General features: G+C 61.5%; 19 protein-coding genes and 1 pseudogene. 14 read left to right on the top strand and 6 right to left on the bottom strand.

All coding sequences use genetic code 11. The annotated features are described in order from the left end of the window. Window positions 1–34: 34 nt before the first annotated feature. Complete coding sequence (locus tag BKX96_RS16605; protein ID WP_046818388.1) at window positions 35–691, bottom strand: histidinol-phosphatase; 657 nt, start codon at window positions 689–691, stop codon at window positions 35–37. Window positions 692–834: 143 nt separating this feature from the next. On the opposite strand from BKX96_RS16605, the gene BKX96_RS16600 reads away from it, so the two are divergent. Then, entirely contained in the window at window positions 835–1,314 is a 480-nt protein-coding gene (locus BKX96_RS16600; RefSeq protein ID WP_007897732.1) for an RNA pyrophosphohydrolase, read from the top strand. 22 nt (window positions 1,315–1,336) lie between these two features. Continuing rightward, entirely contained in the window at window positions 1,337–3,616 is a 2,280-nt protein-coding gene (gene ptsP / locus BKX96_RS16595; protein ID WP_077184761.1) for a phosphoenolpyruvate--protein phosphotransferase, read from the top strand. Between the two features lie 82 nt (window positions 3,617–3,698). Here the strand turns inward: ptsP and BKX96_RS16590 are convergent, their stop codons facing one another. Beyond that, window positions 3,699–4,445 (bottom strand): NRDE family protein, encoded by a 747-nt coding sequence (locus BKX96_RS16590; protein ID WP_077184758.1) that lies wholly within the window; start codon window positions 4,443–4,445, stop codon window positions 3,699–3,701. 132 nt (window positions 4,446–4,577) lie between these two features. Between BKX96_RS16590 and BKX96_RS16585 the strand changes: the two genes are divergently transcribed. The 3 genes from BKX96_RS16585 (at window position 4,578) to BKX96_RS16575 (ending at window position 7,278) form a co-directional block, all read left to right on the top strand. Then, the gene (locus BKX96_RS16585) at window positions 4,578–5,360 is read left to right on the top strand and encodes a sulfite exporter TauE/SafE family protein (protein ID WP_077184756.1); all 783 of its coding nucleotides are present in this window, start codon (window positions 4,578–4,580) and stop codon (window positions 5,358–5,360) included. Window positions 5,361–5,450: 90 nt separating this feature from the next. Further along, on the top strand, window positions 5,451–6,257 hold the full coding sequence (lgt, locus tag BKX96_RS16580; protein WP_033041945.1) for a prolipoprotein diacylglyceryl transferase: 807 nt from the start codon (window positions 5,451–5,453) through the stop codon (window positions 6,255–6,257). 49 nt (window positions 6,258–6,306) lie between these two features. Continuing rightward, complete coding sequence (locus tag BKX96_RS16575; RefSeq protein WP_046818384.1) at window positions 6,307–7,278, top strand: thymidylate synthase; 972 nt, start codon at window positions 6,307–6,309, stop codon at window positions 7,276–7,278. 65 nt (window positions 7,279–7,343) lie between these two features. Here BKX96_RS16575 and cadR read toward each other — a convergent pair whose 3' ends face one another. Further along, complete coding sequence (gene cadR, locus BKX96_RS16570; protein ID WP_077184754.1) at window positions 7,344–7,793, bottom strand: Cd(II)/Pb(II)-responsive transcriptional regulator; 450 nt, start codon at window positions 7,791–7,793, stop codon at window positions 7,344–7,346. Between the two features lie 84 nt (window positions 7,794–7,877). Between cadR and BKX96_RS16565 the strand changes: the two genes are divergently transcribed. The 8 genes and pseudogenes from BKX96_RS16565 to BKX96_RS16535 all read left to right on the top strand — a co-directional run bounded on the left by BKX96_RS16565 (window position 7,878) and on the right by BKX96_RS16535 (window position 16,510). After that, window positions 7,878–10,142, top strand: a complete 2,265-nt coding sequence (locus BKX96_RS16565) for a heavy metal translocating P-type ATPase (RefSeq protein ID WP_077184752.1) — start codon at window positions 7,878–7,880, stop codon at window positions 10,140–10,142. Window positions 10,143–10,158: 16 nt separating this feature from the next. Next, complete coding sequence (locus BKX96_RS16560; RefSeq protein ID WP_077184750.1) at window positions 10,159–11,022, top strand: LysR family transcriptional regulator; 864 nt, start codon at window positions 10,159–10,161, stop codon at window positions 11,020–11,022. A gap of 207 nt (window positions 11,023–11,229) precedes the next feature. Beyond that, window positions 11,230–12,306 (top strand): putative 2-aminoethylphosphonate ABC transporter ATP-binding protein, encoded by a 1,077-nt coding sequence (locus BKX96_RS16555; protein ID WP_077184748.1) that lies wholly within the window; start codon window positions 11,230–11,232, stop codon window positions 12,304–12,306. Then, complete coding sequence (locus BKX96_RS16550; RefSeq protein ID WP_077184747.1) at window positions 12,306–14,030, top strand: putative 2-aminoethylphosphonate ABC transporter permease subunit; 1,725 nt, start codon at window positions 12,306–12,308, stop codon at window positions 14,028–14,030. The genes BKX96_RS16555 and BKX96_RS16550 overlap by 1 nt, the downstream gene beginning before the upstream one ends. Before the next feature lie 33 nt (window positions 14,031–14,063). After that, the gene (locus tag BKX96_RS16545) at window positions 14,064–15,089 is read left to right on the top strand and encodes a putative 2-aminoethylphosphonate ABC transporter substrate-binding protein (protein WP_077184745.1); all 1,026 of its coding nucleotides are present in this window, start codon (window positions 14,064–14,066) and stop codon (window positions 15,087–15,089) included. A gap of 99 nt (window positions 15,090–15,188) precedes the next feature. Then, window positions 15,189–15,382, top strand: a pseudogene (locus tag BKX96_RS32390) (hypothetical protein); the annotation flags it as partial. Then, a complete protein-coding gene (locus BKX96_RS16540) occupies window positions 15,324–15,890 on the top strand; it encodes a phosphonate degradation HD-domain oxygenase (RefSeq protein WP_077184743.1) in 567 nt (188 codons plus the stop codon). The pseudogene BKX96_RS32390 and the gene BKX96_RS16540, both read left to right, overlap by 59 nt. An 86-nt stretch (window positions 15,891–15,976) precedes the next feature. Then, window positions 15,977–16,510 carry a hypothetical protein gene (locus BKX96_RS16535; RefSeq protein ID WP_046818376.1) on the top strand — a complete coding sequence of 178 codons (534 nt, stop codon included), beginning with the start codon at window positions 15,977–15,979 and terminating at the stop codon, window positions 16,508–16,510. A gap of 6 nt (window positions 16,511–16,516) precedes the next feature. Here BKX96_RS16535 and BKX96_RS16530 read toward each other — a convergent pair whose 3' ends face one another. Together BKX96_RS16530 and BKX96_RS16525 are read right to left on the bottom strand one after the other, a co-directional pair. Beyond that, on the bottom strand, window positions 16,517–17,902 hold the full coding sequence (locus BKX96_RS16530) for a GTPase/DUF3482 domain-containing protein (RefSeq protein ID WP_077184741.1): 1,386 nt from the start codon (window positions 17,900–17,902) through the stop codon (window positions 16,517–16,519). Beyond that, window positions 17,895–19,265: a DUF2868 domain-containing protein gene (locus BKX96_RS16525; RefSeq protein WP_077184739.1), complete on the bottom strand. Its 1,371-nt coding sequence runs from the start codon at window positions 19,263–19,265 to the stop codon at window positions 17,895–17,897. Before BKX96_RS16525 ends, BKX96_RS16530 begins: the two co-directional genes overlap by 8 nt. 85 nt (window positions 19,266–19,350) lie before the next feature. Here BKX96_RS16525 and BKX96_RS16520 point away from each other — a divergent pair, with 85 nt between their 5' ends. Then, window positions 19,351–19,863: a dihydrofolate reductase gene (locus BKX96_RS16520; protein ID WP_077184737.1), complete on the top strand. Its 513-nt coding sequence runs from the start codon at window positions 19,351–19,353 to the stop codon at window positions 19,861–19,863. 122 nt (window positions 19,864–19,985) lie between these two features. Here BKX96_RS16520 and BKX96_RS16515 read toward each other — a convergent pair whose 3' ends face one another. Then, a complete protein-coding gene (locus BKX96_RS16515; protein ID WP_077184735.1) occupies window positions 19,986–21,377 on the bottom strand; it encodes an L-cystine transporter in 1,392 nt (463 codons plus the stop codon). Window positions 21,378–21,442 lie beyond the last annotated feature (65 nt).

Below are 21,442 nucleotides of genomic sequence, written 5' to 3'. Positions count from 1 at the left end.
GAATGTGGGAGCGGGCTTGCTCGCGAAAGCAATGTCAATCGCGCAACGAAATCACCGGCCAGCCACGTTTCTCGGCCTCAGCCCGCAAATTCGAATCCGGATCAACCGCCACCGGATTCGCCACCTGCTCCAGCAACGCCAGGTCATTCATCGAGTCGCTATAAAAGTAGCTGTCCTCGAGGTTGTGCCCGGTTTCTTCCAGCCAACGATTCAGCCTTGTCACCTTGCCTTCACGGAAGCACGGTACATCGGTACTGCGCCCGGTGTAGCGGCCATCCTGCATTTCGCATTCGGTGGCGATCAAGGTCTCGACGCCCAGGCGCGTGGCGATGGGGCCGGTCACGAAGCGGTTGGTGGCGGTAATGATCACCAGTTTGTCGCCGGCATCGCGGTGCTGGGCCAGCAACTCGATCGCCTTGGGCAGCACGATCGGTTCGATGCAGTCGCGCATGTAGTCGCTGTGCCATAGATCCAGGGTGGCCATTTCGGTACGGCCGAGCACTTCCAGGCAGAAATTCAGGTAGGCGGCGTTATCCAGCTTGCCAGCCAGGTAGTCCTGGTAAAACTCGTCGTTGCGTGTCTTGTAGGCGACGGCGTCGAGGAAGCCGCGCTCACACAGGTAATCGCCCCAGGCGTGGTCGCTGTCGCCGCCCAGAAGCGTGTTGTCCAAGTCGAATAAAGCCAGCCGCATTGCAGTTACTCGCTGAAAAGTCTGTAGAAAGGTGTCCAGAATACGGACTTTTCACAAGAGTGCACATAACGTAGACCGGTGCGTTGCTGCCTTCACAACCTTTGTGGAACAATGCGAGGACATGCGTTTGCGAGGTTGTTGCCGTGATCGACCCCGATGGTTTCCGTCCTAATGTCGGGATCATTCTCACGAATGATGCCGGCCAGGTGCTATGGGCTCGCCGAATCAATCAAGATGCCTGGCAGTTTCCTCAAGGTGGGATCAATCCCCAGGAGACGCCGGAAGACGCCTTGTACCGCGAGCTGAACGAAGAAGTGGGCCTGGAGCGCGAAGATGTTGAAATACTCGCCTGCACCCGGGGCTGGTTGCGCTATCGTTTGCCGCAACGCCTGGTCAGGACGCACAGCCAGCCGCTGTGCATCGGCCAGAAACAGAAATGGTTTCTCCTGCGCCTGATCTCCAACGAGCAGCGGGTGCGGATGGATTTGACCGGTAAACCGGAATTCGATGGCTGGCGCTGGGTCAGCTATTGGTATCCGTTGGGCCAGGTGGTGACATTCAAGCGCGAGGTGTATCGACGCGCCCTCAAAGAGCTTGCCCCGCGCCTTTTAGCGCGCGACTGACGACGGAGTTCGACCCCGAGCCATGCTCAATACGCTGCGCAAGATCGTCCAGGAAGTTAACTCCGCCAAGGATCTCAAGGCGGCGTTGGGGATTATTGTGTTGCGCGTCAAAGAGGCCATGGGCAGCCAGGTCTGCTCGGTCTACCTGCTTGACCCGGAGACCAACCGGTTCGTGCTGATGGCCACCGAGGGCTTGAACAAGCGCTCGATCGGCAAGGTCAGCATGGCACCCAATGAAGGTCTGGTCGGCCTGGTCGGCACGCGTGAAGAACCCCTGAACCTTGAAAACGCCGCGGATCACCCGCGGTACCGCTACTTCGCCGAAACCGGTGAAGAGCGCTACGCCTCGTTCCTCGGGGCGCCGATCATTCACCACCGTCGCGTCGTCGGCGTGTTGGTCATCCAGCAAAAGGAACGCCGCCAGTTCGACGAGGGTGAAGAAGCCTTCCTCGTGACCATGAGCGCGCAGCTCGCCGGGGTAATTGCCCACGCCGAGGCCACCGGCTCGATCCGTGGTTTGGGGCGGCAGGGCAAGGGTATCCAGGAAGCCAAGTTCGTCGGTGTGCCGGGCTCGCCTGGCGCGGCGGTGGGCACGGCGGTGGTCATGCTGCCACCGGCCGATCTGGACGTGGTGCCCGACAAGACCATTACCGACATCGACGCGGAACTCGGGCTGTTCAAGACCGCCATCGAAGGTGTGCGGGCCGACATGCGCACCTTGTCGGCCAAGCTCGCCACCCAATTGCGCCCGGAAGAACGGGCCCTGTTCGACGTCTACCTGATGATGCTCGACGACGCGGCGCTGGGCAACGAAGTGACCACCGTGATCAAGACCGGCCAGTGGGCCCAGGGCGCGTTGCGTCAAGTGGTCACCGATCACGTCAACCGTTTCGAACTGATGGACGATGCCTACCTGCGTGAGCGCGCCTCGGACGTCAAGGACCTGGGTCGGCGCCTGCTCGCCTACTTGCAGGAAGAGCGCCAGCAAACCCTGGTCTACCCCGACAATACCATCCTGGTCAGCGAGGAACTGACGCCGGCCATGCTCGGCGAGGTGCCGGAAAACAAGCTGGTGGGCCTGGTATCGGTACTCGGTTCGGGTAACTCCCATGTCGCGATTCTGGCCCGGGCCATGGGCATTCCGACGGTGATGGGCCTGGTCGACCTGCCGTATTCCAAGGTCGATGGCATTGGCATGATCGTCGACGGTCATCGCGGCGAGGTTTATACCAACCCCAGCGACGTGCTGCGCAAGCAGTTCGCCGAGATGGTGGAAGAAGAGAAACAACTGGCCCTGGGCCTTGATGCGCTGCGTGACCTGCCGTGTGTCACGGTCGATGGCCACCGCATGCCGCTGTGGGTCAACACCGGCCTGTTGGCGGATGTGGCGCGAGCACAGAAACGCGGCGCCGAAGGCGTCGGGCTGTATCGCACCGAAGTGCCGTTCATGATCAACCAGCGGTTCCCCAGCGAAAAGGAACAACTGGCGATCTACCGCGAGCAACTCGCCGCCTTCCACCCGCAACCGGTGACCATGCGCAGCCTGGACATCGGCGGTGACAAATCGCTGTCGTACTTCCCGATCAAGGAAGACAACCCGTTCCTCGGCTGGCGCGGCATTCGGGTCACCCTCGACCACCCGGAAATCTTCCTGGTGCAGACCCGTGCCATGCTCAAGGCCAGCGAAGGCTTGAACAACCTGCGGATCCTGCTGCCGATGATCTCCGGCACGCATGAGCTGGAAGAAGCCCTGCACCTGATTCACCGTGCCTGGGGTGAGGTTCGCGACGAAGGGTGCGACGTCCCCATGCCGCCGGTTGGCGTGATGATCGAAATTCCGGCCGCGGTTTATCAGACCAGGGAATTGGCACGGCAAGTGGACTTCCTTTCGGTCGGTTCCAACGACCTGACCCAGTACCTGCTGGCCGTGGATCGCAACAACCCGCGGGTAGCCGACCTCTATGACTACTTGCATCCGGCGGTGCTCCAGGCCCTGCAGAACGTGGTGCGTGATGCCCATGCCGAAGGCAAGCCGGTGAGTATCTGTGGCGAAATGGCCGGTGATCCGGCTGCGGCGGTGCTGCTGATGGCGATGGGCTTCGACAGCCTGTCGATGAACGCCACTAACCTGCCGAAGGTGAAGTGGATGCTGCGCCAGATCAACCTGAGCAAGGCCAGGGAATTGCTGGCCGAGTTGATGACCATCGACAACCCGCAGGTTATCCACAGCTCGCTGCAATTGGCGCTGAAGAACCTCGGGTTGGCGCGGATGATCAATCCGGCGGCGATCAAGGCCCTCTAAACCTGCGGCGCCCCCTTCGCGAGCAAGCCCGCTCCCACATTCCCCTGTGGGAGCGAGCCTGCTCGCGATTGGGACAGCGCAACTAAATGCTGATCTCTACTTCCCCAAGATGCCCGCCATACGGCCCGAAACTCCGTTCGACCAACCGCCGCGAGCCATCCGCCTGCACGATCAACGCCGTACTCGCCCGCGTTCCATAACTCTGGCTGGCAATGAACACACTCGACAGCAATGTCTCAGTCGCCAGCCCCACCCCGGTATCCGGCAACTCGGCAAACGGTGCGGTTTGCGGATCGTTCAACAACTTCAGCAGCGCCTGGGGTTGCGGATCATCCAGCACTTCACTCAACGCCGCCCTGGCCTTGAGCAGTTTCGGCCACGGCGTATCCAGCCCGGCATTCGACAAGCCGTAGACCCCCGGTTGCAGCATCACCGCTTCCGATTCCCGGGCATTGAAGTGCCACAACTCGTTGGCGTTGCCGATCAGCAGGTTAAACCCGCCATATTCCGGCGAGCGCGCGACAACCTCGACTAAATAGTCATCAATCGGCAGGTCTTCGGTAAGAAACCTCGCCACCAATTCACCGCGGGACCGGCGCCCCGGCGGTCGATGCGGATCGCGGATGTTGGTCAGCGCGGCAAAACGCCCGTTGGCGCCGACACCCAGCCAGGTGCCCCCCGCCTCCAGGTCACGCCCGGCGTGCACGTGCGGTGCTTTGGGCCATTGCGCCAGCGGCAGGCTGGGGCGGGCATAGAATTCGTCGCGGTTGGCCGCCACGATCAGCGGTTGGGCGTGGCCCGGTCGCCAAGCGAAAACAATCAGGCACATAAGGTGATCCTTGTGTGTTTTTTGCCCACTCTACGCAGTCATCGTGCGGGTATCCATCGCCATCCAGTGGAGCCCGAGGCCATGCATCCGTTACCATGCCGCTCCGGTTTTGGGGTTGGGTGGGGAAACAGCATGGAATTTCTGCTCTATCTGGCGCTCGGCGCCTGTGCCGGAGTGCTGGCCGGGCTGTTCGGCGTAGGGGGCGGAATCATCATCGTCCCGGTGCTGGTATTCAGCTTTAAAGCGCAGGGATTTGATCCGTCGATCCTCACGCACCTGGCCGTGGGCACCTCGCTGGCGACGATCATCTTTACCTCGGTCAACGCCATTCGTGAGCATCACCGCCGCGGGGCGGTGCGCTGGCCAATTTTTGCGTGGATGACCCTGGGCATCCTGATCGGTGCGGGTTTTGGTGCACTGACCGCCGAAGCGATCTCCGGGCCCAACCTCCAGAAGATCATCGGCGTGTTCGCCCTGGTCATCGCCGCGCAGCTGGCGTTGGACCTAAGGCCAAAGGCCAGCCGAACGGTGCCGGGGAAAGTCGGTCTGACCGTCGCCGGCGGCGTGATTGGCTGGGCTTCGGCGATTTTCGGCATTGGCGGCGGTTCGCTGACGGTGCCGTTCCTGACCTGGCGCAGTGTGCCGATGCAGCAGGCGGTGGCGACCTCATCGGCCTGCGGCCTGCCGATTGCATTGTCCAGTGCATTATTTTTCATGATTCTGGGCTGGCACGATCCGTTACTGCCAGCCCATAGTCTCGGTTTCATTTATCTGCCGGCGTTATTGGGCATAGCCCTGACCAGCATGGTCTTCGCCCGTTTCGGCGCGCGACTGGCGCACAATCTGTCGCCAAGGTTGCTGAAAAGACTGTTTGCGGCTTTGCTGTTCTGCGTCGGTCTGAACTTTCTAGTCTGAAGCATCTGCTCTGACGGGCAGCGCAATACTGGCTTAATCCTGAGGTGGCAGCGTCGCCCGGGAATTGATATGAACTCATGAGGAGTCGCAATGCTGCCTTACCCGCAGATCGACCCGGTGGCCCTGGCCATCGGTCCGCTGAAAATCCACTGGTACGGGTTGATGTACCTGATCGGCATCGGCGGCGCCTGGCTGCTGGCCTCGCGCCGGTTGAACCGCTTCGACCCGACCTGGAACAAGGAGAAGCTCTCCGACATGGTGTTCTGGATGTCGATGGGGGTGATTGTCGGTGGTCGCCTGGGCTACGTATTGTTCTACGATCTGAGTGCCTATATCGCCAACCCGCTGTTGATCTTTGAAGTGTGGAAGGGCGGCATGTCGTTCCACGGCGGCTTCATCGGCGTGATGCTGGCAGCCTTGTGGTTCGGCAAAAAGAACAACAAGTCGTTTTTCCAGCTGATGGATTTCGTCGCGCCGATGGTGCCGATCGGCCTCGGCGCCGGACGGATCGGCAACTTCATCAACGCCGAGTTGTGGGGTAAGGCCACCGATGTGCCGTGGGCGATGGTCTTCCCGACCGATCCGGCGCAACTGGCGCGTCACCCCTCGCAGCTGTATCAGTTTGCGCTTGAAGGCGTGGCGCTGTTCCTGATCCTCTGGCTGTTCTCGCGCAAGCCGCGCCCGACCATGGCGGTATCGGGGATGTTCGCGCTGTTCTACGGCATCTTCCGTTTCATCGTCGAATTTGTCCGCGTACCGGATGCGCAACTGGGCTATCTGGCCTGGAACTGGCTGACCATGGGTCAGGTGCTGTGCGTGCCGATGATCGTCGGCGGGTTGTTCCTGATCTGGCTGGCGTATCACCGCGCCCCGGCGACTCCAGCGGCAGCCGTATAAAATTCGAACCCCGTAGCGATGGCTGCGGGTTCAAGGACACAGGTAACTCATGAAGCAATATCTCGAACTGGTCGCCCACGTCATCAAGAACGGCACCAAACAGGCGAACCGCACGGGCGTGAACACCATCAGCTTTCCGGGCGCGATGCTGCGCTACGACCTGAAGGAAGGTTTCCCGGCGATCACCACGCGCAAGATGGCCTTCAAATCGGCCATCGGCGAGATGTGCGGGTTTTTGCGTGGTGTGAACAATGCCGCCCAATTCCGTGCGTTGGGCTGCAAGGTCTGGGACCAGAACGCCAACGAAAACGCCCAGTGGCTGGCCAATCCGTTCCGCCAGGGTGAAGACGACCTCGGTGAGATCTATGGCGTGCAATGGCGCAAATGGCCGGCGTACAAGCAGATCCCGCTCAGTAACCCGGCCGCCATCGAGCAAACCCTGAAGCAAGGCTACCGCCAGATCGCAGAAGGCGAAGAAAATGGCCAGGCCTACGTGGTGCTGTACAAGGCCATCGACCAGGTTCGCCAGTGCATCGACACCATCATCAAGGACCCGGGCAGCCGGCGTATCCTGTTCCACGGCTGGAACGTCGCCCAGCTCGATGAAATGGCGTTGCCGCCGTGTCACCTGCTGTACCAGTTTCACCCGAACGTCGAGACCAAGGAGATTTCCCTGACCCTCTACATCCGTTCGAACGACCTGGGCCTGGGCACGCCGTTCAACCTCACCGAAGGCGCCGCGCTGCTGAGCCTGATCGGCCGCCTGACCGGCTACACGCCGCGCTGGTTCACCTATTTCATCGGCGATGCCCACGTCTACGAAAACCACTTGGACATGCTCAACGAACAGCTCAAGCGCGAGCCGTTCCCGATGCCGAAACTGGTGATCAGCGACCGTGTGCCGGAGTTTGCCAAGACCGGTGTTTATCAGCCGGAGTGGCTGGAACTGGTGGAGCCGGGCGATTTCTCGCTGGAAGGTTACGAACATCACGCACCGATGACCGCGCCAATGGCCGTCTGAGTCTGGCACCGCTCCTACAGATTCACCGAAACCCTGTAGGAGCTGGCTTGCCAGCGAAGAGGCCCTCAATGCCCATGACTTCTCCCGACATGTGAATGCTCCACCTCCGTCGCCACCACCCCGCCACTGACCTCCAGCCGCTGCAAAATCCCGCACTGATCGACGTCCGGCCCTTCACCACAACGTTGGCGCAGGTCGAGCAGTTGCGTCTGCAGGGCCAGCAGCCCATCGATTCGCGCCTTGACGTGGTGGATGTGCTCGTCGATCAGCGCATTCACGCTTTCGCACTGATCCTGCGGACTGTCGCGAAACGCCAGCAGGCTGCGGATTTCTTCGAGGGTCATGTCGAGGGTGCGGCAGTTGCGGATGAAGGTCAGGCGTTCGGCATGGGCCTGGGTATAGACGCGGTAGTTGCCGTCGCTGCGGGCCGGTTCCGGCAGCAGGCTCTCGCGTTCGTAGTAACGGATGGTTTCCACGGCGCAATCGGTAAGTTTGGCCAGCTCTCCAATCTTCATGACGGCAATCTCCAAATGGGTGCTTGACCCTATAGTGGCTACAGGGTCTTTACTTGGCAACAGGCACCTTTATGGATGAACCCGATGAGCGATTCCCAGCACACGCATAAACCTGATGCCGCAGACGATTGCTGCAGCAGCAAACTCAAGCCTGTGATTAAGCATGTACATGGCAGCCATGGTGATTCCTGCTGTTCTTCGAAAGCCACGGCCCCCTCGCTGATCAAGCTGAGCGAAACGCCGACGGCCGGCGCGCGGTTGAGCAGTTTCCGCATCGAGGCCATGGATTGCCCGACCGAGCAGACGCTGATACAGAACAAGCTCGGCAAGCTGGCGGGTGTGCAGCAGCTGGAATTCAACCTGATCAACCGTGTACTTGGCGTCACCCATGACCTGCCGAGCACCGCGCCGATCATCGACGCGATCAAGTCCCTCGGCATGCAGGCCGAGCCGATAGAGAAGGGCGCTGAAGCGCCCGCGCCGGTTCCAGAGAAAAAACCCTGGTGGCCCCTGGCGCTGTCGGGTATTGGCGCGCTGGCCGCCGAAGTGATCCATTTCAGCAATGCTGCGCCGAACTGGGTGGTAGCGATCATTGCGCTGATCTCGATCCTCAGCGGCGGCCTCGGTACCTATAAAAAAGGCTGGATCGCCCTTAAAAACTTCAACCTCAACATCAACGCACTGATGAGCATCGCCGTGACCGGTGCGATCCTCATCGGCCAGTGGCCGGAAGCGGCGATGGTGATGTTCCTGTTCACCGTGGCCGAATTGATCGAGGCCAAATCCCTGGACCGGGCGCGCAACGCCATCAGCGGCCTGATGCAAATGACCCCGGAGCAGGCCACGGTGTTGCAGGCCGATGGCAGCTGGATTGCTCAAGATGTCAAAACCATCGAGCTCGGCGCGCGGGTGCGGGTGCGTCCTGGCGAACGTATCGGTCTGGACGGTGAAGTGGTGTCGGGCAGTTCGACCATCAATCAGGCGCCGATCACCGGTGAAAGCCTGCCGGTGGATAAAACGGTTGGCGACAAGGTGTTCGCCGGCACCATCAATCAGGCCGGCTCCCTGGAATATGTGGTGACCGCTGAAGCGAACCACTCGACGCTGGCGCGGATCATTCATGCCGTCGAACAGGCTCAAGGCGCGCGCGCACCGACCCAGCGATTCGTTGACCAGTTTTCGAGAATCTACACGCCGGCCGTGTTCATTTTCGCCCTCGCGGTGGCGGTGATTCCGCCGCTGTTCATGAGCGCGTTGTGGTTTGACTGGATTTATCGCGCATTGGTGTTGCTGGTGGTCGCATGCCCCTGTGCACTGGTGATTTCCACCCCGGTGACCATCGTCAGCGGCCTCGCCGCCGCCGCGCGCAAAGGCATCCTGGTCAAGGGTGGTGTGTATCTGGAAAGGGGCTACAAGCTCGACTACCTGGCGCTGGATAAAACCGGAACCCTCACCCATGGCAAACCGGTGCAGACCGATTATCTGTCGCTTGACCCGACAGCCAACGAGTCTGCGCCAGCGATTGCCGCAGCGCTGGCCGGTCGTTCGGATCACCCGGTGTCGCTGGCCATCGCCAATGTGGCTGTGAATGAACAATCCGCGTCGCTGATGGTGGATAACTTCGAGGCGTTGGCCGGGCGCGGAGTGCGCGGGGACATCAATGGCCGGACCTATCACCTGGGCAACCATCGGCTGGTGGAAGAGCTGAACCTGTGCTCGCCTGAGCTGGAAGAGCAGCTGTTCGCGCTGGAAAAACAGGGTAAATCCGTCGTGCTGCTGCTCGACCCATCCGGCCCATTGGCGCTGTTCGCCGTGGCCGACACGGTGAAGGAATCCAGCCGCGAAGCGATCCAGCAGCTACATGACTTGGGCATCAAGACCCTGATGCTCACAGGCGACAACGTCCACACCGCCCAGGCGATTGCCGCCCAGGTCGGCATCGACGAGGCCAAGGGCGATTTGTTGCCCAGCGACAAGTTGCAGGCGATCGAAGCGCTGTATGCCAAGGGGCATAACGTCGGCATGGTGGGGGACGGCATCAACGATGCGCCGGCCCTGGCCCGTTCCGAGATTGGTTTCGCCATGGCGGCCGCGGGTACCGACACGGCCATCGAAACCGCCGATGTCGCCCTGATGGACGACGATCTGCGCAAGATTCCGGCATTCATTCGTTTGTCGCGCCAGACATCGAGCATCCTCAAGCAGAACATCGCCCTGGCTTTGGTGATCAAGGCGATCTTTCTTGGGGTAACCTTCGCCGGGCTCGCTACCATGTGGATGGCAGTGTTCGCCGACATGGGCGTGAGCCTGTTGGTGGTGTTCAATGGACTGCGCCTGTTGCGCAAATAGAGGATGGGAGAAGGTTGTGCTGAGTGCCGAGCTGAAGGCGTTTTACATGGTTGCCCGCCTGGGCAGCATCACCCTGGCAGCGAAAAAGCTCGGCTTGAGCCAACCCACGGTGACCACGCAGATTCGCAACCTGGAAAGCCAGTACTCGGTTGAGTTGTTCTACCGGGGCGGTCGCCGTCTCAGCGTCAGCGATGAGGGGGCGCGGCTGTTGCCGATGGTCAAGACGCTGCTGCAGCAGGAAGCCGACATCGAGTTTTTCCTGCGCAACAGCGGGCAGGTCCAGGGCACGTTGCGCATTGCCGCCACGGCGCCGTATTACATCCTCGACCTGGTCAAGACCTTCCGCGAGCGCCTGCCGCAGGTGGAAGTGTCGGTGGAGATCGGCAACTCCCAGCAAGTGCTGGAAGCGCTCGAGGACTATCGGGTCGATGTCGCGGCGTCCTCGCAGTTGCTGGAGGATGCGCGGCTGATTCGGCGGGTGCTCGGCAGTGATCCGCTGGTGCTGGCGGTGCATCGCAATCATCCGCTGGCGGTTCACGATCACGTGTCGCTGGGTGCCTTGGCGGGACATACCTTGTTGATGCGCGAACCGGGTTCGACCACCCGTCGTTTGACCGAAGAGTTGCTTGCCAGCGCCGGTGTGTGTTTCGGGCCGCTGCTGGAGATCGGCAGCCGCGAATCGATCCGCGAGGCGGTGTTGCGCAACATCGGCATCAGCATCATCGCCCGCCAGGAAGTGCCCCACGATCCGCAATTACGGGTGCTGACGATCGAGAATGCACCGCAGATTCCGGAGTATTTGTATTGCCTCAAGGAACGCAAGAACGCGCGGCTGCCAGCGGCGTTTCTGGGGTTGGCGCAGGAAATGGCCCCTGTCTGAATCTCTGGTGTCCCTGCCGGCCTCTTCGCGAGCAGGCTCGCTCCCACAGGGGAGTGCGGTCAACTGTGGGAGCGAGCCTGCTCGCGAAGAGGTCAGTCCGGGCAACCAAAATCCTTGAATACCACTATCGGCGGTTTTTGCCTTACTGCCACATGACGGACGCATTACAACCCTAGGATGGCCCCATCTGCCAGATGAGGTCCGTCCATGAACAACTCGATCGCAACTGCCCTGAGCAACCCCGGTGCCCCAATGAAGGTGCGCGGCGTACAGAAACGCTTTGGCGCGTTTACCGCGCTGGACAACGTTTCCCTCGACGTGGCGGCCGGTGAACTGGTGTGCCTGTTGGGCCCTTCGGGCTGTGGCAAAACCACCTTGCTGCGTTGCATCGCCGGCCTGGAGAAGCAGGACAGCGGCGAGCTGTACCTGGGCGATCGCGACGTTTCCCACCTGGCGCCCCAGGCGCGGGACTACGGCATCCTGTTTCAGTCCTACGCGTTGTTCCCCAATCTCACCGTTGAAGCGAACATTGCCTACGGTCTGGCCGGCAGTGGTCGCGACCAGGTGCGTCAGCGCGTCGGTCAGATGCTGGAACTGGTCGGCTTGAGCGGTAGCGAGAAAAAGTACCCCGGCCAGTTGTCCGGCGGCCAGCAGCAACGCGTGGCGCTGGCTCGCGCCTTGGCTCCGGCACCTTCGCTATTGCTGCTGGACGAACCGATGTCGGCCCTCGATGCCCGTGTGCGCGAGCATTTGTGCACCGAACTGCGCCAGCTGCAACGCAACCTCGGCATCACTACCCTGATGGTCACCCACAATCAGGACGAGGCCATGCTGATGGCCGACCGCATTGCCGTGATGAACAACGGCCGGGTCGAGCAATACGCCACGCCGCAGGAAATCTACAACCGTCCGGCCACGCCGTTCGTGGCCGAGTTCGTCGGCCAGGGCAACTGGTTGCCGTTCCAGCGCAGCAGCGATAGCCACGCCCAGGTCGGCGGGATGAGCATGCGTCTGGCCGATGGTGGCGCCAAGACCGCGTCGGGCCGGTTGTTCTGCCGCCCTGAAGCGATCAACGTCAACCCACTGGTGCATGAGGAAAACCTGTTCCCGGCCAAGGTTCGTGAAATCACCTTCCTCGGTAACCGCTGCCGTATGAGTTTCGAGCTCGATCAATTGCCGGGCCATGCGCTCCTGGCGGAGCTGGCACCGGAAGCCATGCCGCGTCTTGGGGCCCAGCAGATCATGGTCGCCTTGCCTCCACGCAGCCTGCAGGTGTTTGCCTGATGAGCGCGAACATCGCGCTGCCGCTGCCGCACAAGCAAGTGCGACAGGTTTCCCGCGCCGAGATCGGTGACCGGCTGTTCGTGGTCGGCGGCAAAGTTCTTCTGCTGCTGTTGTTGAGCATCGCCGTCTTGATGCCGTTGCTGGCGATCTTCTGGCGTGGTTTCAGCGCTGAGGCCGGGCAGGGCGGTGGTTGGGTCGCTGCCAGGGAACTGGTGACCAGCGAAAATTTCCACTGGTTGCTTGGCAACAGTCTGAAGGTTTCCCTCAGCGTCGCAGCCATTGTCGTGCCACTGGCCTATCTGTTTGCCTACGCACTGCAACGCACCTTGATCCCCGGCAAAGGTATCTGGCGTGGCATTTCGCTGCTGCCCTTGATGGCGCCGTCGATGCTGCCCGGCATCGCGCTGGTTTACCTGTTTGGCAACCAGGGCATGCTGCGTAGCCTGTTCTCGGACAACATCTACGGTTTCTGGGGCATCGTTCTGGGTGAAGTCATCTACACCTTCCCGCATGCCTTGATGATCCTGCTGTCGGCCCTGTCCCTGGCGGATGCGCGTCTATTCGATGCCGCCTCCAGCATGGGCGCAAGTCCCGCCAAAGCTTTTCGCAGCATCACCTGGCCGGCGACCCGTCAGGCAGTGTTCGCTGCGTTCTGCCTGGTGTTCACCCTGACCATCACTGACTTCGGTGTACCCGTAGTGGTCGGTGGCGACTATCAAGTGTTGGCGCTGGAAGCCTACAAGGCGGTGGTCGGCCAACAACAGTTCGGACGAGGCGCATTGATCGGCATGGTGCTGTTGCTGCCGGCGCTGTTCAGCTTCGGAGTCGATGCCTGGTTGCGTCGGCGCCACGGCGATTCCATGAGCGGTCGTGCCCAGGTGTTCAAACCTGCACCCTCGACACTGCGCGACGGCTGCTACCTGGCGGTGGTCCTGCTGATCTGCAGCGCTTTGCTGCTGGTGTTCGGCATGGCGGTGTTCTCGTCGCTGGTGAAGTTCTGGCCGTACAACCTGTCGCTGTCGCTCAACCACTACCAGTTCAACGACACCGCGGGTGGCGGCTGGCTGGCCTATGGCAACAGCGTGAAGATGGCGTTGTGCACGTCGCTGATCGGCAGCGTGCTGATCTTCACCGGCGCGTACCTGATGGAAAAAACCAGGAGCCAGCGCGGGCTGAACCTGGCATTGCGCATGCTCAGTTTCGTGCCGATGGCGGTGCCGGGCCTGGTGCTGGGCCTGGGCTACGTCTTCTTCTTCAACCTCGCCGGCAACCCGCTGCACGTGCTCTACGGGACCATGGCCCTGCTGGTGGTCTGCACCATTGCTCACTATTTGACCACCGCGCAAATGACCGCCACCACCGCGCTGCGCCAACTCGATGCCGAGTTCGAAGCCGCCGCGCTGTCGCTCAAGGCGCCGCTGTATCGGCACTACCTGCGGGTCACCGTGCCGATCTGTCTGCCCGCGCTGCTGGACATCGTGCGCTACCTGTTCGTCTCGGCCATGACCACCGTCTCGGCGGCGATCTTCCTCTACAGCCCCGACACCATCCTCGCGGCGGTGGCGGTGCTGAACATGGACGACGCCGGCAACGTTGGCGGTGCGGCGGCGATGTCGACCCTGATTCTGTTCACCTCGGCGGGCGTGTCCCTGCTGCTGGCCTGGGCTTCAAGCGGTTTGCTGCGCCGCTCACAAGCCTGGCGGCAGACCGCGCCTGGTCACTGATTCATGCCCTCAACTCAACTACAGGAAAAGATCATGTTCAAGCCTATGGCCCTGGCCGCCGCTGTCCTCACCGCTTTCAGCCTGAACGCCTTTGCGGCGAAAACCGAGTTGACGGTGTACACCGCTCTTGAAGCCGAACAACTGAAGACCTACAAGCAAGCGTTCGAAAAGGCCAACCCGGACGTCGAAATCAAATGGGTGCGTGATTCCACCGGGATCATCACCGCCAAACTGCTGGCTGAAAAAGCCCGTCCGCAGGCGGACGCCGTGTGGGGCCTGGCCGCATCGAGCCTGGCGATCCTCGACCAGCAAGGCATGCTGCAAAGCTACGCGCCAAAAGACCTCGGCAAGATCGGCGGCAACTACCGCGACGCCGCCAACCCGCCAGCCTGGGTCGGCATGGACGTGTGGGCCGCGACCATTTGCTTCAACACCGTCGAAGCCCAAAAGCAGGGCCTGAGCAAGCCCGTCAGCTGGCAAGACCTGACCAAGCCTGAATACAAGGGCAAGATCGTCATGCCTAACCCGGCGTCGTCCGGCACCGGTTTCCTCGATGTCAGCGCCTGGTTGCAAACGTTCGGCGAGAAGCAGGGCTGGGCCTATATGGACGGTCTGCACCAGAACATCGGCCAGTACGTTCACTCCGGTTCCAAGCCTTGCAAACTGGCGGCGGCTGGGGAGTTCCCGATCGGCATTTCCTTTGAATACCCGGCTGTGCAGCTGAAACGCCAAGGCGCGCCGCTGGACATCATCCTGCCGAAGGAAGGCCTGGGCTGGGAGATCGAAGCGACTGCCGTGATCAAGGGCACTCCACATGAAGAAGCGGCGAAGAAACTGGCTGATTTCTCTGCCAGCGTCGAAGCGATGGATCTGTACAAGGAGAACTTCGCCGTACTCGCGCAGCCGGGCATTGCCAAGCCGCAAACTGAATTGCCAGCCGACTACGAGCAGCGCCTGATCAAGAACGACTTCGCCTGGGCTTCGAAAAACCGCGACGAGATCCTGGCCGAATGGCGCAAGCGTTATGACGGCAAGTCTGAGAAAGTGGCGGCCAAGTAAGCTCTTCATCGGCTGACAGGGCCTCTTCGCTGGCAAGCCAGCTCCTACAGGAGATCGTATACCCCTGTAGGAGCTGGCTGACTTCAGGACAATGCCGAGCAGGTGGTCGAACGCTGGCAAGGTGTCTATGGTTCACGGGGGCCGGACCGTTTTAGTTCCTGCGTCCGCAAAAGGGCTTGAGCGTCGGGCCGGCCATGGCCGAACGAAACATCGCCATCAGTTGGGAGAAATCTGATGCAATGCAACGAGCAAGTGATCGCCAAAGTGTTCGCTTTGTACGAGCAGTTCGGTAGCAGCGACTACATCGGCGAGCCGGTGTCGCAGATCGAGCACATGTCCCAGGCCGCGCAACTGGCGATGGCCGAAGGCTTTGATGATGAAGTCGTGTTGGCGGCGTTCTTTCACGACATCGGGCATATCTGCGGGGAAAGCGCCGAGAACATGGGCGGCTACGGCATCGTGAGTCATGAGCGGCTGGGCGCTGATTATCTGCGCCGTGCAGGTTTCAGCGAACGCATGGCGCGGTTGGTGGAGTATCACGTTCAAGCCAAACGTTATCTGACACGCAGAGAGCCGGGGTACTACGAGCGCCTGAGCGAAGCCAGTCGTCGGACCCTGGAATATCAGGGTGGCGTGATGTCCGAGGCCGAGGCCGATGCATTCGAGCAGGACCCTTTGTGCGCAGTCAGTCTACGCATGCGCCAGTGGGATGAGCTGGCCAAGGAGAAGCATGTGCCGGTGCTTGATCTTGCGGTGTTGAAACGCAAAGCCACGACGGTCTTGTCTGGCGTGGCGTGCTGAGTTGTCTTACAGACCAAAGGGAAACGGCGTATGGAGTGCCTTGGGATAACGGGGCAGTCTAGGTTTTTCCCCAAGGAAGCGCACGGATGCGTTATTTAAAAGTGATTGCACAGGATCGTCATGGAAATGGCCGGGCGGATCTGGTTTTACTCGAATTTTATCAAGCGCTTGGTCCGAGCATGGAAGGTGTCCTGGTCAACGAGGCGTTCGCCGTTGATTTCGACACCGACGGTCGAGTCGACTACAAGAAAGGCGACGTAAATCAGAACGGGAAGGAAAACTCGATAGACCAACGGTTGCTGGAAATTTTCGCAAATTCGTATCTCAAGATGAACTGGTTCAACGACGGAGAAAACGGTGATCGGTACATGAAGATTTTCGCCGAGGATCTTCACTCCGATGGCACGCCCAACGTCGTGAAGTTGCACCTGCATCACGCCAACCGAGGTCGAGAGCCTGAGCGCCTGGAGTCCTGGCACGGGGTCTTTGATGGCAACAACGACGGCGTGCTGGAGTGCGTCGTCAATGGCGATGCCAATCACGATGGCGTTATCGAGCAAGTCGACGGTGTAATCGTCCAATCGCTGGCCAATGTGTTTCTCATGTTCAGGTGGAAATAACAGGCCCTACAGATCGGCGACTTTCCCGGCCAACGCTTCGATTTCTTCCTGTCGTTCCGCCTGACTCAATTTTGGCTGCGGGTTTAGCGACGACCACTGCGGATGCGCGCGAGCCTTGTTCAATGCCTCGGGCAGTTTGCCTTCGCGCCAGGTTTTGTCCTGTGGCGTCGCCACCTGAATGCTGTCCATCGCCGCATGCCCACGGGCATTGAGCGCCTGCAGCAGTTGCCGCTGACGCAACGCCAAAAGCCGTAGCACGCTGTCATCGACCGTCAGTTCGCGCTGGCCCTTGATCTTGCCCAGCAAGCGGCTGCCATAACTGCGCGCGGTTTGCAGGGCGCCGCCGGCGATCGCCCCGGCCAGTGCGGCAGCACCCAGCGTCAGGCCGCCAACCAGCAAGTCGACGCCGGCCCCTGCGGCGGCACCGGCAGCGATACCGCCACCCACCCGCACCCCCAGTTGCTTGAGGGTTTCAGGGTTGAACAAGTCATCGCCCCAACGCCCATCGAGCAGCGGCAGATCACTGGCCGCGGCGTCCTGCGGGCGAAACGCGTAGAGCTTGAGCAGCGCTTCGACGCAACGCTGCTCGCGTTGGCGCACGGCTTTGCGCAGCTCATCGATCGCCTGCTGTTCCTGTTGCGCATCGCTGACCACGCTGCGCCGGCATGCGGCACAATCGATCAATAATTCGGCAATCAACCGCGCCGCACTGCGCTCACGGGCCAGGCGTTGGACCTGCTGGTCGGCGATCAGGCGTTCCAGTTGCGGGCGGGCATTTTCCAGCAGCAGCGCGAGGCTTTCATAGAGCCGGCGTTCGCCGTCCTCTGGCGGTGCGACGCTGTCGAAGCGCACCAGCGCATGCAAACCCAGGCGCGCCAGTGCCTCGCGCCACGCCGGCTCGCGGTGGTTGGTGCTGGTGACAAAATTCAACACCGGCAACAACGGTTTGCCGCAGCTGGCCAGCACTTCCAGCTCGTCGCGATATTTGGCAAGGACCGGTTCCCGCGCGTCGATCACATAGAGCCCGGCGTCCGACGCCAACAACTGGCGCAGGACCTTGGCCTCCTGTTCGAAGCGCTGTCGGGCTTCGCTGCCTTCGAGGAATCGCGCCAACCGGGCCGGACCGTCCAGTCGTTCGCCGGGACGCTCCAGGCGTTCGAGGTAGTCGAGCAGGGCGATGGCGTCTTCCAGGCCAGGGGTGTCGTAGAGATCCAGCAAGGGCTCACCGTCCACCGACAACCGCGCGCCTTCGACATGCCGCGTGGTACTGGGGCGGTGGGACACTTCGCCGAAACCGACGTCGCGGGTCAGGGTGCGCAGCAACGAGGTTTTGCCGACGTTGGTGTGGCCGACCACGGCGAGTTTCAGGGGCTGCTTGCTGGCGTCAGTCATGACCCGTCTCCAGCCAGTTCATCGGCGCGCAATCAGCGAACGGCAGCTCCAGTTGTTGCAGCGCCACATGCCAGTCGCCCAGGCGTTCGGCGTCCAGCGCTTCCCCGGGCGGCGCCTGCAACAACCACACCCGAGTGGCGCTGGCGCTGCGAGCCAGTTCGGCGATCAGCGCCAGGCTGCCGCGATCCGGCGAGCGCCGTGGATCGCACGCAATCGCCAGGCGCGCAGGAGGAAAGCGGCTCAGTTGCTCGAGGAGTTTGTTGCGCGATTCGCGGCTGTCGAGGATCCCGGCGTTGCTGACATTCTTCGCCAGTTGGGGCGGCCACGGGCGGTCGTCGTCCAGCTCGATGGCGACCAACAGTGCGCCATTGCTGTGTTGTTCGCTGACGCCACTCTCCACGCGATGCAGTTGTGCCGGCGCGGCATCGCTGACTCCCAGGCGTTCGCTGGTGGGCATCAGCCGTTCGCGCAGTGGGGCATAACCGGGCAAATTCAGATCGAGCTGCAAGGTTGTCCGGCCGGACTTCCAGCGCCACAGACAAAACAGCGCCAGTAACAGGCGCGGCATCACGCCATAGACCAGCAACACACCTACGAGCCACGCCGCCCAGGCCTGGCGGGCACTTTCGATGTTCAGTGCGGCATCGCCACTGGCGCGGATCATTACCTCGGTGGGCACGCTGAAACCGAGCAAGGCCGGAAGCGCGCCGAGGGCCTGGGTCACGGCAATAAAGGTATCGGCGCTGAGGATCGTGGTTTCCCAGACGAAGCCGTAGCGGCGGGTCGCCATCAACGTCAGCAGAATCACCAGGGCACTGAGCATCGCCAACAACCACAGGCCATTGACCAACACGCCGATGGCCCAGCGATTGAGTTTCTGGCGTTGCAACAACAGCAGCAGGGCCGGTGCCAGTTGCGCCGCCTTCGCGTCCCGGGCCAATTTTTCGCTGAGCCACAGCCACAGGCGCCCGAGGCTGGCGCCGTGTTCGCCGGCAAATACCAGGCCCAGGGCCCAGCTCAATAACAGGATCAGATTGAGCCCGAGCAGACTGCCCAGCGCCCAGAACACATTCACCGGGTGCAGGCCGTCGCCCATGGCGGCAAAGGCCAGGCCGGCGCCGCTGACCACGGCCAGCACCGCCAATACGATCAGCGCGAGTCGCGCGCCTTGCAGCCAGTGTTTGAGTGCATCGCCCAAGCCATCGCGCTCGGCCAGCCACAGGGCGCGGCGTTGAATGCGGGTCGGCAAATCGCCGCCGGCGCTGCGCGCCAATCGGTTGGCTTCCAGATCTTCCAGGGGACCTGCGTGTTCTTCGCGCAGTCGGATGGTTTCTGTCAGCCAGAGAGTATTCAGTTCAGTCACGCGGCATCCCGTCGCTTAATTGAACTGTGAGCATAACCGCTGTAGCGCTTATCGGGGAAAGCGAGGCTCTGGTATCCTCGCCGGCATGACTAAATCACTCCCCCTCAGCCTGATCGCAGCCCTCGGTGAAAACCGCGTGATCGGCGTCGACAACAGCATGCCCTGGCACCTGCCGGGGGACTTCAAATACTTCAAGGCCACCACCTTGGGCAAGCCGATCATCATGGGCCGCAAGACCTGGGATTCCCTCGGCCGTCCGTTGCCGGGCCGCTTGAACATTGTGGTCAGCCGTCAGGCGGATCTGGTGCTTGACGGCGCGGAAGTTTATCCGTCGCTGGAAGCCGCGGTGGTTCGCGCCGAGGAGTGGGCGAAGGAGCAGGGCGTCGATGAGCTGATGCTGATTGGCGGGGCGCAGTTGTATGCGCAGGGGCTGGCGCAGGCCGATCGCTTGTACCTGACCCGTGTGGCGTTGAGCCCGCAAGGGGATGCCTGGTTTCCGGAGTTTGATTTGACCCAGTGGAAGCTGGTGTCGAATGTGCCGAATCCGGCGGAAGGCGACAAACCGGCGTACAGTTTTGAGGTTTGGGAAAAAGCTTAAAAGCTTCGCGAGCAGGCTCGCTCCCACAATGGGTTTGCGGTGAATCACAAATGCTGTGAACACCACCGCTCACTGTGGGAGCGAGCCTGCTCGCGAATAGGCCCGCTCAGGCAATGAAAGACTTAAGCGTGCGCCAACGCCGAATGCTCATCCGCATCCAGCAGCGCTTTATCCGTCTGCTGCATTACCTGGCTGGTAATCGCCCCGGCCGTCATCGAACCACTGACGTTCAATGCCGTGCGCCCCATATCAATCAGCGGCTCGACCGAAATCAGCAACGCCACCAGTGACACCGGCAACCCCATCGCCGGCAACACGATCAACGCGGCAAAGGTCGCGCCCCCGCCAACGCCCGCCACACCCGCCGAACTCAGCGTGACAATCGCCACCAGCGTCGCGATCCACAACGGGTCCAGCGGGTTGATGCCCACGGTCGGCGCCACCATCACCGCCAGCATCGCTGGATACAGGCCGGCACAACCGTTCTGGCCAATGGTCGCGCCGAACGAAGCGGCGAAGCTGGCGATGGATTGCGGGATGCCCAGGCGGCTGGTCTGCGCTTCGATGCTCAGCGGTATGGTCGCGGCGCTCGAACGGCTGGTAAAGGCAAACGTCAGTACCGGCCAGATCTTGCGGAAGAAGCGCAGCGGGTTGATACCGGCGGCGGACACCAGCAGTCCATGCACGACAAACATCAGGCCCAGGCCGATGTAGGACACCACCACGAAACTGCCGAGCTTGATGATGTCCTGCAGGTTGGAGCCAGCGACCACCTTGGTCATCAGCGCCAGGACGCCGTACGGGGTCAGCTTCATCACCAGGCGTACCAGGCGCATCACCCAGGCTTGCAGGGTGTCGATGGCGTTGATCACTTTCTGACCTTTTTCCACGTCATCCTTCAGAAGTTGCAGCGCTGCAACCCCGAGGAACGCCGCAAAGACCACCACGCTGATGATCGACGTCGGCTTGGCCCGCGCCAGGTCGGCGATCGGGTTTTGCGGAATGAACGACAGCAGCAACTGCGGCACATTGAGGTCAGCGACCTTGCCGGCATAGTCGCTCTGGATGGTTTGCAGGCGCGCCATTTCCTGGGTGCCGGCCACCAGGCCCTCGGCTGTCAGGCCGAACAGGTTGGTCAGGCCGATGCCGATCAATGCCGCGATGGCGGTGGTGAACAGCAGCGTGCCAATGGTCAGGAAACTGATCTTGCCCAGCGACGAGGCGTTGTGCAGACGGGCCACGGCGCTGAGGATCGAGGCGAATACCAAGGGGATCACGATCATTTGCAGCAATTGCACATAACCGTTGCCCACCAGGTCGAACCAGCCAATCGAGGCTTTCAGCACCGGATTACCGGCACCGTAGACGGTGTGCAGCGCCACACCAAACGCCACGCCCAGCACCAGGGCGAGCAGGACTTTTTTCGCCAGGCTAAATGTAGTGTGGCGGGTTTGTGCGAGACCAAAAAGTAACGCGAGGAACACCAGCAGATTGAGAATCAGCGGCAGATTCATAAGAACTCCGAAAGTGACTTGTGCCAGCCACCTTCCGGGGCAGCTGCGAACCGGCAAGCCTAACA

Source organism: Pseudomonas putida (assembly GCF_001976065.1).
Lineage (GTDB): Bacteria > Pseudomonadota > Gammaproteobacteria > Pseudomonadales > Pseudomonadaceae > Aquipseudomonas > Aquipseudomonas serbica.
Note: the sequence above shows the minus strand (reverse complement) of the source record. Positions and strands in the feature narration are given on the sequence as shown.

Coding starts and splice junctions, on each gene's coding strand:
- BKX96_RS16605 (WP_046818388.1), bottom strand. CDS start 691: ATGCGGCTGGCTTTATTCGACTTGGACAACACGCTTCTGGGCGGCGAC.
- ptsP (WP_077184761.1), top strand. CDS start 1,337: ATGCTCAATACGCTGCGCAAGATCGTCCAGGAAGTTAACTCCGCCAAG.
- BKX96_RS16590 (WP_077184758.1), bottom strand. CDS start 4,445: ATGTGCCTGATTGTTTTCGCTTGGCGACCGGGCCACGCCCAACCGCTG.
- BKX96_RS16585 (WP_077184756.1), top strand. CDS start 4,578: ATGGAATTTCTGCTCTATCTGGCGCTCGGCGCCTGTGCCGGAGTGCTG.
- lgt (WP_033041945.1), top strand. CDS start 5,451: ATGCTGCCTTACCCGCAGATCGACCCGGTGGCCCTGGCCATCGGTCCG.
- BKX96_RS16575 (WP_046818384.1), top strand. CDS start 6,307: ATGAAGCAATATCTCGAACTGGTCGCCCACGTCATCAAGAACGGCACC.
- cadR (WP_077184754.1), bottom strand. CDS start 7,793: ATGAAGATTGGAGAGCTGGCCAAACTTACCGATTGCGCCGTGGAAACC.
- BKX96_RS16565 (WP_077184752.1), top strand. CDS start 7,878: ATGAGCGATTCCCAGCACACGCATAAACCTGATGCCGCAGACGATTGC.
- BKX96_RS16555 (WP_077184748.1), top strand. CDS start 11,230: ATGAACAACTCGATCGCAACTGCCCTGAGCAACCCCGGTGCCCCAATG.
- BKX96_RS16550 (WP_077184747.1), top strand. CDS start 12,306: ATGAGCGCGAACATCGCGCTGCCGCTGCCGCACAAGCAAGTGCGACAG.
- BKX96_RS16545 (WP_077184745.1), top strand. CDS start 14,064: ATGTTCAAGCCTATGGCCCTGGCCGCCGCTGTCCTCACCGCTTTCAGC.
- BKX96_RS16540 (WP_077184743.1), top strand. CDS start 15,324: ATGCAATGCAACGAGCAAGTGATCGCCAAAGTGTTCGCTTTGTACGAG.
- BKX96_RS16535 (WP_046818376.1), top strand. CDS start 15,977: ATGCGTTATTTAAAAGTGATTGCACAGGATCGTCATGGAAATGGCCGG.
- BKX96_RS16530 (WP_077184741.1), bottom strand. CDS start 17,902: ATGACTGACGCCAGCAAGCAGCCCCTGAAACTCGCCGTGGTCGGCCAC.
- BKX96_RS16520 (WP_077184737.1), top strand. CDS start 19,351: ATGACTAAATCACTCCCCCTCAGCCTGATCGCAGCCCTCGGTGAAAAC.
- BKX96_RS16515 (WP_077184735.1), bottom strand. CDS start 21,377: ATGAATCTGCCGCTGATTCTCAATCTGCTGGTGTTCCTCGCGTTACTT.